This window comes from Helicobacter sp. MIT 00-7814 (assembly GCF_003364115.1).
Lineage (GTDB): Bacteria > Campylobacterota > Campylobacteria > Campylobacterales > Helicobacteraceae > Helicobacter_F.
In genome coordinates, this window is the sequence record NZ_NXLL01000032.1 from 1 (window position 1) to 17,349 (window position 17,349).

Annotated in this window: 16 protein-coding genes and 4 tRNA genes; 6 read left to right on the top strand and 14 right to left on the bottom strand. The window is 43.7% G+C overall.

The features are described 5' to 3' along the window. From CQA49_RS08615 to CQA49_RS08625, 3 genes are all read right to left on the bottom strand, one after another. On the bottom strand, positions 1-823 hold an 823-nt coding region (locus CQA49_RS08615; RefSeq protein ID WP_220271742.1), incomplete at its 3' end, for a hypothetical protein. Positions 824-1,142: 319 nt separating this feature from the next. Then, positions 1,143-2,450, bottom strand: a complete 1,308-nt coding sequence (murC, locus tag CQA49_RS08620) for a UDP-N-acetylmuramate--L-alanine ligase (protein ID WP_115575556.1) — start codon at positions 2,448-2,450, stop codon at positions 1,143-1,145. An 86-nt stretch (positions 2,451-2,536) separates the two neighbouring features. After that, a complete protein-coding gene (locus CQA49_RS08625; protein ID WP_115575567.1) occupies positions 2,537-3,679 on the bottom strand; it encodes a succinyldiaminopimelate transaminase in 1,143 nt (380 codons plus the stop codon). A gap of 217 nt (positions 3,680-3,896) precedes the next feature. Between CQA49_RS08625 and CQA49_RS08630 the strand changes: the two genes are divergently transcribed. From CQA49_RS08630 to CQA49_RS08645, 4 genes are all read left to right on the top strand, one after another. After that, positions 3,897-3,971 (top strand) — tRNA-Gly (locus CQA49_RS08630). A 43-nt stretch (positions 3,972-4,014) separates the two neighbouring features. Further along, positions 4,015-4,102 (top strand) — tRNA-Leu (locus CQA49_RS08635). 56 nt (positions 4,103-4,158) lie between these two features. Next, positions 4,159-4,232, top strand: a tRNA-Cys gene (locus CQA49_RS08640). A 35-nt stretch (positions 4,233-4,267) separates the two neighbouring features. Continuing rightward, a tRNA-Ser gene (locus CQA49_RS08645) sits at positions 4,268-4,355 on the top strand. A 167-nt stretch (positions 4,356-4,522) separates the two neighbouring features. Here CQA49_RS08645 and CQA49_RS08650 read toward each other — a convergent pair. The 7 genes from CQA49_RS08650 to CQA49_RS08675 form a co-directional block, all read right to left on the bottom strand. Beyond that, positions 4,523-5,347, bottom strand: a complete 825-nt coding sequence (locus CQA49_RS08650) for a 4-hydroxy-3-methylbut-2-enyl diphosphate reductase (protein ID WP_115575557.1) — start codon at positions 5,345-5,347, stop codon at positions 4,523-4,525. A 10-nt stretch (positions 5,348-5,357) separates the two neighbouring features. Further along, complete coding sequence (locus CQA49_RS09910) at positions 5,358-5,639, bottom strand: hypothetical protein (protein WP_147288678.1); 282 nt, start codon at positions 5,637-5,639, stop codon at positions 5,358-5,360. A gap of 159 nt (positions 5,640-5,798) precedes the next feature. Then, entirely contained in the window at positions 5,799-7,109 is a 1,311-nt protein-coding gene (aroA, locus tag CQA49_RS08655) for a 3-phosphoshikimate 1-carboxyvinyltransferase (protein WP_115575558.1), read from the bottom strand. A 27-nt stretch (positions 7,110-7,136) separates the two neighbouring features. Beyond that, entirely contained in the window at positions 7,137-9,563 is a 2,427-nt protein-coding gene (pheT, locus tag CQA49_RS08660; protein WP_115575559.1) for a phenylalanine--tRNA ligase subunit beta, read from the bottom strand. Then, complete coding sequence (gene pheS, locus CQA49_RS08665; RefSeq protein WP_115575560.1) at positions 9,564-10,577, bottom strand: phenylalanine--tRNA ligase subunit alpha; 1,014 nt, start codon at positions 10,575-10,577, stop codon at positions 9,564-9,566. 63 nt (positions 10,578-10,640) lie between these two features. Next, entirely contained in the window at positions 10,641-10,907 is a 267-nt protein-coding gene (locus CQA49_RS08670; RefSeq protein WP_115575561.1) for a hypothetical protein, read from the bottom strand. Positions 10,908-10,939: 32 nt separating this feature from the next. After that, positions 10,940-11,794, bottom strand: a complete 855-nt coding sequence (locus CQA49_RS08675) for an acyltransferase (RefSeq protein WP_115575562.1) — start codon at positions 11,792-11,794, stop codon at positions 10,940-10,942. Between the two features lie 187 nt (positions 11,795-11,981). Here CQA49_RS08675 and CQA49_RS08680 point away from each other — a divergent pair, with 187 nt between their 5' ends. Beyond that, positions 11,982-13,214: an NAD(P)/FAD-dependent oxidoreductase gene (locus CQA49_RS08680; protein ID WP_115575563.1), complete on the top strand. Its 1,233-nt coding sequence runs from the start codon at positions 11,982-11,984 to the stop codon at positions 13,212-13,214. 339 nt (positions 13,215-13,553) lie between these two features. Here CQA49_RS08680 and CQA49_RS08685 read toward each other — a convergent pair whose 3' ends face one another. Beyond that, positions 13,554-14,837: a citrate synthase gene (locus CQA49_RS08685; protein ID WP_115575564.1), complete on the bottom strand. Its 1,284-nt coding sequence runs from the start codon at positions 14,835-14,837 to the stop codon at positions 13,554-13,556. A gap of 105 nt (positions 14,838-14,942) precedes the next feature. Between CQA49_RS08685 and CQA49_RS08690 the strand changes: the two genes are divergently transcribed. Continuing rightward, the gene (locus CQA49_RS08690) at positions 14,943-16,031 is read left to right on the top strand and encodes a CapA family protein (protein WP_115575565.1); all 1,089 of its coding nucleotides are present in this window, start codon (positions 14,943-14,945) and stop codon (positions 16,029-16,031) included. A 29-nt stretch (positions 16,032-16,060) separates the two neighbouring features. On the opposite strand, the gene CQA49_RS08695 is transcribed toward CQA49_RS08690, so the two are convergent. The 3 genes from CQA49_RS08695 to CQA49_RS10330 form a co-directional block, all read right to left on the bottom strand. Continuing rightward, positions 16,061-16,816 carry an SDR family NAD(P)-dependent oxidoreductase gene (locus CQA49_RS08695; RefSeq protein WP_115575566.1) on the bottom strand — a complete coding sequence of 252 codons (756 nt, stop codon included), beginning with the start codon at positions 16,814-16,816 and terminating at the stop codon, positions 16,061-16,063. A gap of 128 nt (positions 16,817-16,944) precedes the next feature. Further along, complete coding sequence (locus CQA49_RS09915) at positions 16,945-17,127, bottom strand: hypothetical protein (protein WP_147288679.1); 183 nt, start codon at positions 17,125-17,127, stop codon at positions 16,945-16,947. Positions 17,128-17,164: 37 nt separating this feature from the next. Further along, positions 17,165-17,349: hypothetical protein (locus CQA49_RS10330; protein ID WP_220271743.1), on the bottom strand; the 185-nt coding region annotated here is incomplete at its 5' end.

Below are 17,349 nucleotides of genomic sequence, written 5' to 3' on the forward strand. Positions count from 1 at the left end.
AGCCATTTGCGATTTGTCCTGCATTGGTGATGGTGTTAGCTGCCCTAGAAAACGTAATCCCTTCGATTAGCCCACCTGCATTGTTGGTTATCGTGCCTATGGTAATACCACTCCAGATTCCAGCGACATTAGCGGTATGGGTGCCTGTGCTTATGGTGCCAGAGTTTGTGATTGAAGTTGTGTTTCCTGAGGCTAGATAAATCGCATTTCCACGAGAAGAGCTTATCTCTCCGCTATTGGTGATTGAGCCTATTTGTGCGGAAGTGTTATATATCGCTCCATCACCACCGCTTATAACGCCACCGCTATCATTTGTTATTTGGCTTATTTGGTTATTCCCACCTTCTGCGCTGATACCATAGTGATTTGATTCTAGTCTGCCTGTGCTGGTGTTATGTATCCCGCCTGTATTATTTGCCAAATCACCTATTTTGCCATTTTGCCATACGGCGATACCACTACCATAACTACCTCCTATCAAACTTCCATTGTTGGTTATAGTGCCACTTATTCTATTATCAACACCATCTCTTACCACTATGGCAATACCATCGCGCCTTGTTGTGGTAATGCCTGCTCCTTGATTGATTGTAATATCACCAATCTGATTTGTTGCGCCACTTTGATAAAAAGTTATTCCTACACCACGATCTGTCGCGGTAACAGCACCATTAAGCGACTGACTATTAGAAAAAGTCATATTTGTATTAACAGTAATATTTTGTCCGCTTTCGTTTCCATCTACAAAAATAGTTTGATTAGTTGCATTTGGCGTGCAGTTATTATTTGCGCAAGTGGCATTATGAACGGTGCCAAGTGCCACCGGTGGCGTGATAAGCGTAAGCGAGATAAGAAAAGTCAGAATCTTAAAAGTGTAGGATTTTTTATTAAAAAAGCTTAGAGGGGGGGGGTAGAGACTAAAGAAGTTATGCGGGCTTTGCCTGCTTTTTTAGGTTTGAAAAACGCGTAAGGCTTGCAGATTCTAAGAATCTTTGCTATATGGTTTTTCATCTGACACCCTCCCTAAACTGCACCTTTTGGATTTTGTGAAGTTTGACACATCGACAAAAGCAAGGAAATTTTAAGTAAAAAAATTATAAATCTAAAAAACTTAGTAAATCATAAAAATTCTTATTTATAATTTATTGCGTGCGAAGTTGGTAGGTGATATCGCCCGCACCAAGCCCGATGATAATGCCAGAATCTAGGCGCTTTAACACGCGCTCTTTATCAAAAAGCAAGAGAGAATCCCCATCGCGTTTGACATGGCTTGCAAAAAGTGGGTTTAAATGCGCGAACTCCTTATGCAAGTCAATATCTAGCGGTTCTTCCCCAGCACGCCAAATAGGCAAAATCACCAACTCATCGCAAAGCCCATCAAAACAGCGCTTGAAAGATTCTAAATTGTGCAAAAGGCGCGAGTATTTATGCGGTTGGAAAATCACGCTCACATGGTTTTGCCCGCTTAGTTTCTTATAAATTTGCACACTTTTAAGCGTGGCAGTGATTTCAGTTGGGTGGTGAGCATAGTCATCGATGATGATACAATCCCCATGCGTGAGGATATCAAAGCGCTTTTTAATGCCTTTAAACTGCGCTAAATTGCGTCGTATCTCCTCTGTGCTTTTCCCAGAATCAAGCGCGCAGAGAATCGCCAAAGACGCATTTAACGCGATATGCTCGCCAAAGCCATAAACTTCAAACTCGCCAAAATCGCGAAGTTTGAAGCGTGTGCAAGGCTCATTGTCTCTCAAAAAATAGCTAATATCTGCAATGTCTTTGGCTGGATCTAAACGCACGCAGGGCAAATCAAAATTTGCTAAAAATGCATCAGAATCGCTCACCACGCGCTTTTTTGCCTTGTGTAAAAATGCGCGGTAGGCAGAGTAAAATTCCTCTAAGTCGTTGTTGTAAGTCTCCATATGCTCGGGCTCGGCGTTTGGGATTATCGCGTAGTAGGGATTTGAGTTTAGGAAGCTCTTATCAGATTCATCAGCTTCAAAGATGAGGCTTTCACACGCTAGCGCGCGGACATTTGAGCCAAATTCTTTGGAATCTGCGCCAATGATCGCACCAAAATCGGGGAAAATGCTTGCAAGCATAGCGCTTGTGGTGCTTTTGCCATGTGCGCCACACACGCTAAAAACGCGCTTATCTTTAAGGATAAATTCTAAGGCTTGCGCGCGCGAAAAAACCTTAATCCCAAGCTCGCGCGCACGCAGAATCTCGATATTATCGGGCTTAATGATAGCAGAGTGAATGACTAAGTCTTGGTTGGTGATACATTCCTTGCTGTGCGGGATTGTGATAGGGACGCCGAGCTTTTTTAATGCTTTTACACTGCTAGATTCTGCAATATCGCTACCGCTAATCTCCGCACCTTGCGCTAATAAAAAGCGCGCCAAACCTGAAATGCCAATGCCACCAATGCCGATAAAATGGATTTTCAACTTTTTCTCCCTTTTGTGAAATTGCCTTTGCAAAAATTGCGCGCTGTATTTGTGCCGCTGTGCTTGCGCGTTTTGCGCTGTGGCGCTTAATGTGCGCCTTTAAATCTTGCAAGTGTAGATTTTATGCGCTTAAGCGCGTCTTTGATAATCACGCTTTCATATACAAGCGCGATACGCACAAAGCCCTTTCCTGCGCCATTACGCCCTAAAAAACTTCCGGGCAAAACGACGATGCCTTCTTGCGTGTAGAGATATTTGCAAAACTCCGTATCCTCGCCAACTTCAAGCCACAAGTAAAAACTATATGGCGCAACTTGAGCCTGTGGAAAAAGCTCTTGAGCTAAAGAGAGATTCTGCGCGTAAATGGCGCGAGAATACTCAGGCGCGGAAAAATCCTGCCACGCTGTGGCTGCGGCTTTTTGCAAAGGAAGCGGGCTAGCGCAACCAACATAAGTGCGATACAAACCATAGGCTTTGAGAATCTGCGCGTCACCTGCGATAAATCCGCTACGCAAGCCCGGCGCGTTTGAGCGCTTAGAGATAGAATTAAGCGCTAAAATTTGACTAAAGCTATGATTGCCCGCTTTTACGCAAGCTTGTAAAATGCTTGCTGGCGGCTCTTTAGCATAAATTTCACTATAACACTCATCGCTTAGAATCACAAAATTATACTCTTGCGCCAAATACACCCATTCTGCCAACTCATCAAGGCTCAAAGTCGCGCCGGTTGGGTTATTTGGCGAATTGAGAATCACCAAATCAACTTCTTGCAACTGCGCCTTTGTAAGTGTTGGCTTAAAGGCATTTTGCTTGTTTAGCTCCATTAGCACAATGCGCGCATTTGAGGCGATCGCTGCGCCCTCATAAATTTGATAAAAAGGGTTAGGATAGGCGATAGTGGGCGTTTGCTTGCCAAAAAGGTAGAATTGCGGGAAATTAAAAAGCACCTCGCGCGTGCCAAAAGTGGGGAGAATCTGTGTGAATTCTAACTCGAGCGCGAAACGCTTTTTGATAAATCCTAGTTGTGCATTGCGCAAAAAATCCTCGCCACTAGATTTTGGGTATTTATTAAGTAGGCTGGCACTTTGCGTGAGAGAATCTAGAATATTTTGCGGTGTGGGGAATTGCGGTTCGCCAATGCTAAGGTGGAGCTTTTCTTGTGGCGCGTCTAAGCCCTCAAGCAGGGCGCTAAGCTTTTGGAATGGGTAGCTTTGAAATTGCGTCAGCATCGCGGATTCCTTAAAGGTTTGATGTTTTTGATTTTTGGTTAAAGCTTGATGTTTTGGGTTTTTAAGCGGTGAATTATAACCAAAAAATAAGGCTTTTTTGTAATTTTGCATTTTTAGACTTGATTTTTCAGCAAAACATTGCTAGAATTTCGGCTTTTTAGTTTCTTGTGATTGCACTTTTGAAATCTTGCGTTTGAAATGCAGATTCTAATTATTTGCGGGAATAGCTCAGTGGTAGAGCACAACCTTGCCAAGGTTGGGGCCGCGGGTTCGATCCCCGTTTCCCGCTCCATTTTTTTAGATTCCAAAGCTACTTTGTAAGATTATGATATTTAGCCCGGGTGGTGAAATTGGTAGACACAAGGGACTTAAAATCCCTCGGACATTGCGTCTGTGCCGGTTCAAGTCCGGCCTCGGGCACCACCTGTGGTTTTAAACTTGCAATAATTGCGGATTTTACAAGTGGATTTTAGAAAAATGGCGACATAGCCAAGTGGTAAGGCACGGGCCTGCAAAGCCTTGATCCCCAGTTCGAATCTGGGTGTCGCCTCCAAAATATCAATTTACACAATCTACAAAATACAAAGTCGGGAGATGGCTGAGTGGTCGAAAGCGGCGGTCTTGAAAACCGTTGAAGTGCAAGCTTCCGGGGGTTCGAATCCCTCTCTCCCGGCCACTCGTTAAAATCATTATACTTCCTCATACTGCGCGAAAATAGCAATAATCTAAAATATCAAAAAACTAAGAATCTATCCATATAAAAAAATAAAAAGCGACTTGCTAAAAAAAGGTTAGCAAATCGCTTGATTTTTTTGTGAGTTTTTACAAAAACCCAAACTAGCTCTAATACGCAAGCACCTTTTCTTGCACCTTTTGGATAATCCAATCCGGTGTGCTAGCGCCCGCTGTGATACCGCATACTTTTTTGCCCTCAAACCACGCGCGCTCTAACTCGCTCTCATCTTCGACCAAATAGCTATGCGCGCAGTTATTTTTGCAAATCGTAAAAAGCTGTTTGGTGTTTGAAGAGTTTTTCCCGCCCACAATTATCATAATATCAACTTCCTTGCTTAGCGCATCTGCGGCACTTTGATTGTCAAAAGTCGCGTTGCAAATAGTATTAAACACCCGCACTTCCGCACAATGCGCGCTCAAATACCCAGCGATTTTCGCAAAGACTTCGGGCTGTTTTGTCGTTTGAGAAATAAGCGTGATTTTCTTGCCCAAACGCAGATTCTGCAATTCCTCAAAGTTCGCAACCACGCTCGCGCCATTTTCCGCATAGCTCACCACGCCCTTGACTTCGGGGTGCTCTTTGTCGCCAAACACGATGATATCATAGCCTTCCTTGCTCATCTCCTCGACTATCATCTGAGGCTTGCGCACATAAGGGCAAGTAGCGTCAATAATATCAAATTGCTGGTTTTGCAACTTTTTCAAATCATTTTTGGGAATCCCATGCGTGCGCACGATGAGCTGTCTATCTTTTTGCAGATTCTCCAAAGTCTCGCTCGTATCGACATTAAAATCCCGCTTCAATCTGCTAATCTCCTTAGCATTATGGATAAGCGGTCCTAAAGTTATAGAATCTTTATGATCTTGGGCGATTTTTATCGCGCGCTTCACGCCAAAGCAAAAGCCATAATTTTGCGCGAGTTTGACTTGCATAAATTCTCCTTTAGTTTTGTTTCTTTTTAAATTGTATCACCTTCGCGGAAGTAAATTCCGCTTCGGCTCCGCTTCGCGTGCATATTCGGCGTTTTTGGGTTGATAAAATTTTGTAGATTCTGTAATGCCATTTGGCGGTTTGAGAATCTGCTTTAAATTGTATCACCTTCGCGGAAGTAAATTCCGCTTCGGCTCCGCTTCGCGTGCATATTCGGCGTTTTTGGGTTGATAAAATTTTGTAGATTCTGTAATGCCATTTGGCGGTTTGAGAATCTGCTTTAAATTGTATCACCTTCGCGGAAGTAAATTCCGCTTCGGCTCCGCTTCGCGTGCATACTCGGCGTTTTTGGGTTGATAAAATTTTGTAGATTCTTTAACGCGGTTTAACAATTCAAGAATCTACTTTAAATTATATCGCCTTTGCAGGGGTAATCCCGCATGTTTCCAGCTCCTAAATATTGCGAGAATCCACGCGCGTAATCTTGCCCAAAAGCTCTAAAAAATTAGGAAACGACACATCGATACATGCGCTGTCTTCAATCTCCCCGCCACACGCAAGACAGGCAATCGCAAAGCTCATCGCAATGCGGTGATCGCCAAAGGAATTTATGCGCGCTGGTTTCAAACTCCCGCCTTGCACGCTAAAGCCATCTTCAAACTCCTCGCACTCTATCCCCATAGCGCGCAAGCCCTGCACGACGCATGAGATTCTATCAGATTCTTTAACGCGCAATTCCTTCGCATTGCGCACCTCGCTTTTTCCCTGCGCTAGGGCAAAAGCAATGCTAAGCGCTGGAATCTCATCAATAAGCCAAGAAATATGCTCGCTCACGCGCACTGCGCGTAAGTTGGCGCCTTTGACTTCAATATCGCCCACATCTTCTAAACCGCTTTTGTTTTGATGATAGGTGATTTGCGCGCCCATCTCACGCAGAACCTCAAAGGCTTGAATGCGCGTAGGATTAAGAAGCACATTTTTTAACACCACTTCGCAATCCATCACACACGTCGCTAACGCGAAATAAAAGGCACTTGAAGGATCACTTGGCACTTCAAAGCTAAAAGATTCTAGCTTCTGCCCTTTTTGCAAAGGATTAAAATCAATCGTTACCTTTCCATCTTGCGCGGTGTTTGTCTCAAATTTCACGCCCATAGCCTGCAACATTCGCTCTGTGTGATCGCGGCTTAAAAGCGGCTCGCTAAAGCGACATGGCGCATTTGCGCTCAATCCTGCTAAAATCATCGCGCTTTTTACCTGTGCGCTAGAAATCGGGCTTTCATAGCAAAAGCCCTCCAACTGCCTGCCGATAATGCTTAGCGGGGCTAGCGTATTTTGCGCACGCGCATAAATCTGCGCACCGATGGCACTAAGTGGCGCGATTACGCGCTTCATCGGGCGCGCGTTTAGATACTTATCCCCACTTAGCACAAAATACCCTTTCACTCCTGCCAAAAGCCCGGTATAAAGGCGCATTGCCGTGCCTGCATTGCCACAATTTAGCACATCGCTTGGCTCGATTATCGCGCTTGGAGGCGTGAGCACAAAATGCCCCGCGCCCTTTTGCTCCACCTGCAAACCTAGCGCCTTAGCAATATTTAGAGAATCTAGCGTATCCTCGCCCAAAAGATAGTTTTTCACCTCGCAAGCGCCCTTGCTCAAAAGCGCAAAAATCGCGCAACGATGGGAAAGCGACTTGTCACTTGCGATGCCTGCAATTTCTAGGGAAAATTTTTGAGCCGGCGCAATGCTTGTTACACGCATAAAAAAATCCTTACATTAATTTTGAGGCTACATTTTAAGCTTAGCGTCAAATTTTTGCTCTAACACTTCTAAAACGCGCTTGCTCGCCTCTTGCAAGTCCTTATCCTCAAGCGTGGCATTTGGGGAGCGCAAAATAAGGCGTAAGGAAAGCGCGATTTTATCAGCAGATTCTGCAAAAATATCCATCGGATACACACTCTCAAGGTTTGGAATCTGCGCGTTTTCAAGCGCTTGGCGGATTTTGTAAAATTCCACTTTAGAATCTAGCAAAAGCGTTAAATCGCGCTGGGACTTTTGGAATCTTGAAAATTCCTGCATTTGTGGAAGTGCATTTTGCAAGTTTTCAAGCGCGATTTCACACACAAAGCCATTCCCAAAGCGCGGATTAAGCTTTGCGATAAAGCCCACACACACGCCATTTTGATACACAAAGCCACATTGATATGGGTGCAAAAGCTCTGGGAATTTCGCATTAGATTCCTCAGATTCTGCGCCAGATTCTGCTTTAAATCCAAAACGGGCAAATTCTTTCGCGCTGTGTGCATGTCCTAAGGCATTTTGCAAGCTAAATGCGCCAATGGCGTTGCTCACAAGGCTTGCAAAGCTGTAAAAATCCCATTTTACGCCTTTTGTGTGTGGGAAGCATTCAGCCTTTGCCATTTCGCTTACAAACACGCATAGGCGCGTGGATTCCGCTCTTTTTGTGTCATACACGCTACCGATTTCAAAAAGCCCTATGGCTTTGTAGCCAAAATTTGCGTTACGCTCGCTACTTGCAAGCATTGCAGGGATTAGGCTTGTGCGCAAGGTATCAAGCTCAGAGACAATAGGATTTAAAAGCCCGAGTTCAGAATCCACCTCCACAAAGCCTAAACGCGCAAGCTCACTTGAGCTTGCAAACACATAATGTATGCACTCATTTAAGCCATTTGCCAAAAGCGCATGCGCGATTTCACGCCTTTTTTTATACTGCAGATAATGTGTGCTAAGCTGCGCACACTCGCTAAATTCAAGCGGTTTTGAAACAATAGAATCTATGCCTCTAATGCGTAAAATCTCCTCCGTCAAATCCCCGATATTGCTAATGTCATGGCGATAGTTTGGCACAGTTACCATGAAAAAATTTTCATCGCAAGTCACATCGATTTCAAACTTCAAACGCTTCAAAATCTCCGTCATCTCTTCCTTGCTTAGCACATTGCCGATAATCTCGCTAATAGCCGCAAATGTCGTCTTAATCTTTGTTTCTTGGCTGTATTGCTCGACATTATGCGTGCCAGAGTAAATCAACACATCGCTAGATTCCAGCATACTTTGACACAAAAAGTTCATTCCCTGCTCTAGGTTTGGATTGCTCCCACGACTTGAGCGATAAAACACCTCTTGACACACCTCAAGCTTTTTGTCAAAGACAATCTCTGAAATCACTCTCGGCGGGACAAAACTTGCCTCTATAATGATAACTTCTGATTTTGTTTGGAATTTTGTATCCAAATGCTTAATCCCAATGGAAGAAAGAATCTTGTCCTGCACGCTTACAATTTCCACACCTTGCGCGTTTTTCTTAATGTTTAATTGCACTTCTAAAGAATTAGAATCTTCATCGTTTTGCCCGCGTGTGCGCGTTTCCTCCAAACGATAAGCATTTAAAATCACACCTGTCATATAAGTGGCATATTCTAAGAAATTTTGCACGACATCGGCTTTTAGCGTCCCATTGAGCGCGAGAGTAAGCGCGATATTAAGCGGAAGATTCATTTCTTTAATCTCAACAATGCGATACAAAAGACAAGAATAAAGCTTGTTTTCCACACTCACGCCTAGCACACGCCCTAGCCCTAGCGCTAAGATATTATCAATGTCGTTGATGGGCTTTAAGCGCAAATCAAAGCACGCAGAAATATCGCGCGCAATGCCTAGCACGCTCAAGCAATCCCCGCGATTTGGCGTGATGGAAAGCTCGATAACATAATCATCAAAAAGCGCCAGATTCGCTATCTCGCTTCCCAGCACAAGTTTGCCCGCACTTTTATCAAGTACCATAATGCCTTCACCCACCGCAGGCAAGCCAAGCTCGGTGCTAGAGCATAGCATTCCTTGACTTTCCACGCCACGCAAAATACTTTTTTTAATCTCAAGCATTTCGCCATTTGGCTTTGGCAAAACCGCGCCAATAAGCGCAACTGCGACAAATTGATCTTTTGCTACATTTTTTGCGCCACACACGATTTGCAAGACTTCAGAGCCGACATTTACTTCGCACACGCTAAGTTTATCCGCATCAGGGTGCGGGCTTTTTGAGAGCACTTTGCCAACCACAACTTTTTTGGGAATATTGAGAATCTTAACACTCTCAACCTCTAGCCCGATGCTATTTAAGCGCTCACACAAGCGCTCACACGAAATCCCACTCATATCCACAAAACGAGATAATAAATTTTTTGTAATAATCATCTAAAATTGCTCCAATACACGCAAATCAGTCTCAAAAAAGCTCCGCAAGTCATTCACCCTATGTATAAGCATCGCAAAACGCTCAACCCCTAGCCCAAAGGCATAACCGCTTACATTTTCATAGCCCACAGCTTTAAAGACATTCTCATCCACAACCCCACAGCCTAGCACCTCAAGCCAGCCTGTATGCGAGCACACGCGACAGCCCACACCACCGCAAAATACGCAACTTATATCCACCTCAGCACTAGGCTCTGTGAATGGGAAAAAGCTCGAACGGAAGCGCACTTTTACATCGCCAAACATCGCGCGCAAGAAATCTTCCAAAATGTATTTGAGATTTGCAAAGCTCACCTTGCCCGCCTTATCCACGACAAGCCCTTCTACTTGATGAAACATCGGCGAATGCGTCAAATCATAATCACGCCTAAACACCGCACCGGGCGCGATTATGCGGATTGGAATGGAAGATTCTTGCATGGTGCGGATTTGCACAGGCGAAGTGTGCGTGCGTAAAAGCGCGAAATCTTTGAAATAAAATGTATCTTGCATATCGCGCGCTGGGTGGAATTTAGGCAGATTGAGCGCTTCAAAATTATGGAAATCATCCTCTACCAAAGGTCCGCTTTGGATAGAAAAATTTATACAAGTAAAATACTCGATAATGCGCTCCATCACCTGATTTACCGGGTGTCCGAGGCTCTTTGGCTTCAAAGTGGTAAAAAGCGAGGTGTCAATATATTCTTTTTGTAATTTTTTGCCTAGTTCCTCTTGTGAAAGTTTAGCTTTGAGAGAAACTAGCTTAGATTCAAACTCTGAACGCACAGAATTCAGCTCTTTTGCAAAAGCCTTTTTTTCCTCTTCACCTAAAGCCTTGAGCGTGCTAAAAAGCGCGGTGAGCGCGCCCTTTTTCCCCATAATCTCAATACGCAGATTTTCTAGCGCCTCAAGATTCTTTATCTCCTCAAAGCCTTTGGCGATTTTCCCTTTTATTTGCTCTAATTTTTCTAACACTTCCGCCCTTTTTTGATAAAAATACAACTAAAAAGCGCGCATTGTAACATACTAAAATTTAAATTAGGTTTTACGCTTGCCAAAATTTATACATGGCTTCTCAACCACACGATACAAAAAATCCGCCAACAACAACACTAAGATAATATTAAGCGCGAGATAAATATTTGCCAAAAGACTATTCCCAAAATCGATATAAAGCTTCGCGCCAGAATCCATAGGGATCATTTGATAAAAATGAAGTTTTTTGGCTAAAAGTGAGCTAAGCGCTTTCATCACGCTTATGACAAAAAAATGTGTTATGTAGATTGTGTAAGAAATTTTACCCAAATATCTAAAGGGCTTTAAGCAAAGAAATTTATCTAATGCCCCCCCCCCCCATAGGCTAGGGCATTTCTATAGCTTGAAAGCGCAAAGGTAAGAATGAGTAATGAAAAACTTAACAATGCCAAATCGCGCATCCCAAAGCCAATCACAACGCCAGCAAACACCACCACAGCTATTTCTAGCGCACCAAATGCCACGCGCATGACTTTGTTCCATTTTTGCAAGAAAATACGCATTTTAAGAATCTGCGTAAAAATAAAATAGCTTAGCACACCGCTTGCAAAATACAGCAAGCCTTCCCTTGCCTCATAGCGCAAAAACTCCAACGCACCTGCATAATAACCCACTATCAATGCACCAAAAATCCCATAGCGCAATGCTTTTGGTAAAAACATACAGAATCCAAAAAAGAGATACGCATACCATTCCACACTCAAGCTCCAGCTCGGACCATTAAAAGAAAAAGGCTCTGCAAAAGGCAACCACGACTGCAAAAGCAAAAAATTTGGAAGCAACTCACTTAAGGCTTTGGTGTTTGTGAAAGGCTCATTTTTTAGCTGAATGTGTAAAAAATGAAACACAAAAAGATTCCCAAACTCTAGCAAAATAAAGACAAGTAGCATAAGCCAATGTAGCGGAATAATGCGGAAAAATCGCGCACGCATAAATTTAGTAAAACTAAAATTATTTTTATCATACACATAAGGGATTATAAAGCCACTTAACACAAAAAAGAGCGGGACAAACAAATGACTATTGCGGAAAAATCCCCACTCGCTAAAACCACCCACTACATAGAGATGAAACACCACAACGCAAAACGCACCAATCCCACGAACAGAATCTAAACTCGCCAAATACACGACATCTTTATGCCCTTGCAACTGCATTTTTACTCCTCTAAAATTTTTAGAAAGCGCATTTTACATTGAAGGCGCGTATTTTATACTTAAAGTTTGAGTTTTACATTTCCACATTAGGTAAAAAATAATTTAACCTTTTTGCTCTATTTGTTGGTAAAAATACTTTATCATCTATCTAGGATTAATTGCTTTTTTACAATACAAGGAGGCACTTATGGAGGGGCAAAAACCACAACGCAAAATCCCAAAAATCCTTATCCTAGGCGGTGGCTATGGCGGGCTAAAAGTCGCGCTGGGTTTGCAAAACACACTCAAAGCAAATCAAGCAGAAATCACCCTTGTAAGCAAGCACGACTACCACTACCAAACCACGCTTTTACACAAAGTCGCCATCGGCACACTTAGCGCGCGCAAAGCCAGAATCTACTACCGCAAGATTCTCAACCTCTCAAAAATCACCTTCATCAAAGACAAGGTGCTAGAAATCAACCCCGACAAAAAGCAAGTCATTTGCAGGCGCAGCGGATATAAGTATGATTATTTGGTGATAGCGCTAGGCTTCAGACCTGAAACTTTTGGCATCAAAGGCGTGGATAAATACGCTTACAAGCTCTCTTCGCTCAATGCCGCGCTCAAGCTCACAAAAAATATCGAAAATAAATTTAAAGACTACGCGCTTACTCAAGATCAAAATGATTTGCGTGTGATTGTGTGTGGCACGGGATTTACAAGCATTGAATTTGCTGCAGAGCTAGCGACACAGCTGGGAGATTTATGCGGGATTTGTGGCATTAATCCTAAGATTCCAAAAGTTGTGTGTATCGGGCGTAGCGAGCAGATTCTGCCCATTTTTGATAAAAGTCTATCCAAAGTGGCTGTGAAAAAGCTCACAAAGCTTGGCGTGGAGTTTATCACAGGCGCAGAAGTGGTGGAATGCAGGGCTGATGGCGTGGTGATTGAAAAAAATGGCGCACGAGAGGAGATTAAAGGAAATACGATTTTATGGGGTGCGGGTGTGCGCGGTAGCGATATCGTGCAGAATTCCACGCTCAAAAATACGCGTGGGCGCATTGAGGTGGATTCTAAATTGCGCTGTTTTGAGTATCCAAATATTTTTGTCGTGGGTGATTGCGCTAAGGCGAGCTCAAAAGATGTTATCCACGCGCCAACTGCGCAGTTATCCGCGCAAATGGGCGATTATGTGGCAAAGATTTTGGCTAGCATTGTCAAAGGCAGGGAGATAAAAGAGGATTTTAAATTTATCCATCGCGGGACAATCTGCAGTATCGGGCATACAGATGGTGTAGGTGTGGTGTTTGGCAAGCATTTGCGCGGAGAAATCGCGGCATTTATGAAAAACACTATCGAAAACCGCTGGCTTTTAAGCATTGGTGGCTTAAGTATGGTTTTGCGCAAAGGGCAATTCCGCTACCGCACGAGCAATTAAACTACTAACATTAATAAAATCACATTACTTTGAAACAAGCACCCCAAGTAAGATTCTAAAGGTTTTAACCAACGCAATAGAATCTTAAAGTTTCTTATTAATTTAAAAAAGTCAGAGTATGCGCGCGAGCGTTAGCTCGGTGGAGGCGGAGCATAATTTATACCCGCTCAGATGATATAAAATAAAAAATAGATTCTCAACAACCAAAAAGCGTGGCAGAATCCACAGAATAAAAGAACCCAAAAATACCGAGTATGCGCGCGCAACGCAGTGGAGCGGAGCCGAAGCGGAATTTACTTCCGCGAAGGCGATACATTAAAGGGAATAGTTTCTAAAAAACTATTTACCGATATACACTTGCCTTGGGCGAGTGATTCTCGTGGTTGGATCTTTGATATGCTCGATGAGTTGCGCGCACCAGCCCGGCATCCTACCGATAACAAAAATCGGCGTAAAGAGCGAGACAGGGATTTTAAGCGCGCTCAAAATAATCCCGCTATAAAAATCCACATTCGGATACAGCCCGCGCTCTTTGAAATAATCATCACTCAAAGCCACTTCTTCAAGCTTTTCAGCGATATCGCTTAGGCGATGATCCATTCTTATACCTTTTTTGTCAAGCTCATTTTTCAGCGCCTTGATAGTCTTAGCGCGCGGATCGTAGCTCTTATACACGCGATGCCCAAAGCCCATAAGCCTAAATGGATCGCTCTTATCCTTTGCGCGCTCGACAAATTTTGCGACATTTTTCACATCGCCGATTTCATTGAGTTGCACGAGCACTTTTTCATTCGCCCCACCATGTGCAGCGCCCCACAGCGCGTTAATCCCAGCAGAAATCGCCGCATATGGATGCGCGCCAGTGGATGCGACATTTCGCACGGTCGTTGTAGAGGCATTTTGCCCGTGGTCTGCGTGAAGTGTGAAGATTTTATCCATCGCCTCCACTTCAAGCGGGGTGATTTCCTGTTCGCCATGTAGTCCATTTTTCAGGCGATTATGCGGATAAGCGCGAAGCATATAGAGGAAATTTTCCACATATGAACGCTCAACATCAGGATAAATAAAAGGCGCGCCCACAGAATTACGATAAGAAAACGCCACGAGGGTTGGAATCTTAGCGATGATTCTGTTTGCCATCACTTGATAATCCTCGCTATCCTCGCTATCTTTGTAATTCACATAAAAAGTCGAAAGCGCCGCCACAGCGGAGCTTAGATTTGCCATTGGGTGGGCGTTGTCAGGGAATGCACCAAAAATATTTATAAGCCCTTCATGCAAAAAACTACGATGGCGCAATTCTAAGTCAAACTCTTTAGATTCTGTTTCGTTCTTTGGCAAAGAATCTGCAATAAGTAGCTTGCAAACATCAGTAAAGCGGTATTTTTCCACCAACTCTTCAATGGGAATCCCCTTGTATAAAAGCACACCATTTTTCCCATCAATATAGCTAATGGTGCTTTTACAGCCCGCTGTGCTTCCATAACCCGGATCGTAGCTAAAAATATTTGTGCGCTCAAAAAGCTTTGAAAAATCCACCGCTTGAGGTCCGCGATTGCAATCGATAAGCTCAAACTCAAAACTCTCGTTGGTTTGGTTATTTGTCAAAGTGATAGTTCCCATCTTGCCCTCCTTATTTTGGTTAAACCGCTTAAAGTGTTGCATAATTTCATAAATAAAAGGTTAAAGGATTTTTAACTATACTTTTTAAAATTTTAAGGAGAAACAATGAAACTTTTCAGAATCTTTTTAGTATGCGTCGTGGTTTTTGCCATAAGCGCGCAGGCACAAGAGGGAAAACCTAACGAAATAAGCATCGTAATGGTTGGCGATGCGCTTTTGCATAAAAGCGTGTATGAGGACGCGCGCGCGATGGCACAAAAAAGCGCAGATTCTAAGGATTCTAAAAATTTTGATTTTGCGCCCATGTTGCAACATATCGCGCCTTTGGTGGAAGGCTATGACTTGCGCTTTTATAATCAAGAGACGATTTTAGGCGGTGAAAGTCTAGGGCTTAGTAGCTATCCTACTTTTAATTCCCCGCAAGAATTTGGGGATTATATGCTAAATCTTGGCTTTAATCTTGTGAGTTTGGCAAATAATCACACGCTTGATAAGGGCGAAAAAGGCGTGCGCGCAATGCTAGAGTATTGGGACAAAAAGCGCGCGGAGAATAAAGATTTGCTCACAGCAGGGAGTTTTGAAAGTGCAGATTCTCGCTCAAAAATAGAAGTGCGCGAAAAAAATGGCATCAAATACGCGCTTCTTGCCTACACTTATGGCACGAATGGAATCCCCCTACCACAGGGCAAAGAATATCTTGTAAATGTCTATACAAAAGAAATGCTAAAGCGTGATATCGCGCAGGTGCGCAAAAAAGTGGATTTGCTGATTGTCTCAATGCATTGGGGTGTGGAATATGAGTTTGCGCCAAATAAAGAACAGCGCGAGCTTGCGCGCTTTCTAAGCAAGCAAGGGGTAAATCTCATCATTGGCACGCATCCGCATGTTTTGCAAACAATCGAAAAAATCGACGATACGCTTGTGATTTACTCTCTGGGCAATTTCCTTTCCGGGCAAAAGGACATAAGCACCAAAATCGGCGCACTTGTAAGTCTAAAGGCACATAAAGATTCTAAAAACAAAATTACTTTTAGCGATATCCGCGCCGAGCTGATTTATACGAAATCAAACAATTGGCGCGAGTTTGTGCTTTATCCCTTTTCACTCTTAAATGAAAATATTTTGCCTGATTACAAAGCCTTGCAGGCGCAGTATATGGGGATTTTGCAAAGTGGTGGCGTGATAAAAGAGTAATTTTTATATTTTTGCGCGCCTTTAAGATTTTAAGATTCTGGTAATTTTTCTATATGAAATCCCGCCCAAGTCTGCGTAACGGGCATCAGCTCGATTTCATTGACATTGATATGCTCTGGCAAGCTCACAAGCGCGCAAAGCACCTCGCTCAAATCCTGCGCGCTGATAAACTTCGTCCCCTCATACAAAGAATCCGCGCGCGTCTTATCGCCCTTAAAGCGCACCTCGCTAAACTCCGTCTTACACAAGCCCGGCGCGATATTTGTCACCTTTATATTGCTCCCGCGCAAGTCATTTCTAAGCGCGAGGGAAAACTGCGCCACAAACGCCTTGCTCCCGCAATACACATTCCCGCCAAAGTAGGGATTGCGCGCCGCAACTGAACCGATATTAAAAATATGCGCGCCCTTTTGCGCCCTAAGTAGCGGGATAACCGCACGCGCGATATACAAAAAGCCCTTGATATTCGTATCCACCATCGTGTCGATATCTTCAACACTTAGCTTGTCAAACTCCACCTGCTCTAGCGCCAGCCCTGCGTTATTTACCAAAATGCTAATGTCTCTAAACTCTTGTGGCAGGGAATCTATCGCGCTAAAAACGCTTTTTTTATCACGCACATCAAGGCTTAGCACAAAAACGCGCTCGCCAAACTCCTTGCGCAATTCCTCCAAACGCTCTTTTCTGCGCGCTATTGCGATGACTTTGTAACCCTTACTCAAAAGTGCGCGGGCAATCTCACGCCCAAATCCAGAACTCGCTCCCGTAACGCATGCTGTTGGCATATTATATTCCTTTTATTTGTATCGTCTCGTGCGAGTGAATCGCACTTCGCCTCCGCTCCAGCTTCGTTTCACTTCGCTTTCGCGCACATATTTTACCTTGATTTGGTTATTAAGACTGATAGATTCTATCACGCTGTTTGGTAGTTTGAGAATCTACTCCTTTTATTTTGTATCGTCTCGTGCGAGTGAATCGCACTTCGCCTATTCCTTATGAAACTATCACTTTGGCTAAAGCCAAAGCTCCGCTCTGCTTCCAACTGCGCGGAAGTAAATTCCGCTTTGTTTCCAGCTTCGCGCGCATATTCTACCATTTTTGGTTGATAAGGCGCAAAGATTCTATAACGCGATTTAGCAATTTGAAAATCTTTTTATGGATTGCTTCGGATTTTTTATAGAATCCTCGCAATGACGAAAAATACCGCGCGTCATTGCGAGCGAGAGAAACGAGCGAAGCAATCTATAAAATAAATACAGTGTGCGGCACGCACCCTTTAAAAGCGTTGTCGGGGGTTTGGGGGTGCAGGGGGATAAGG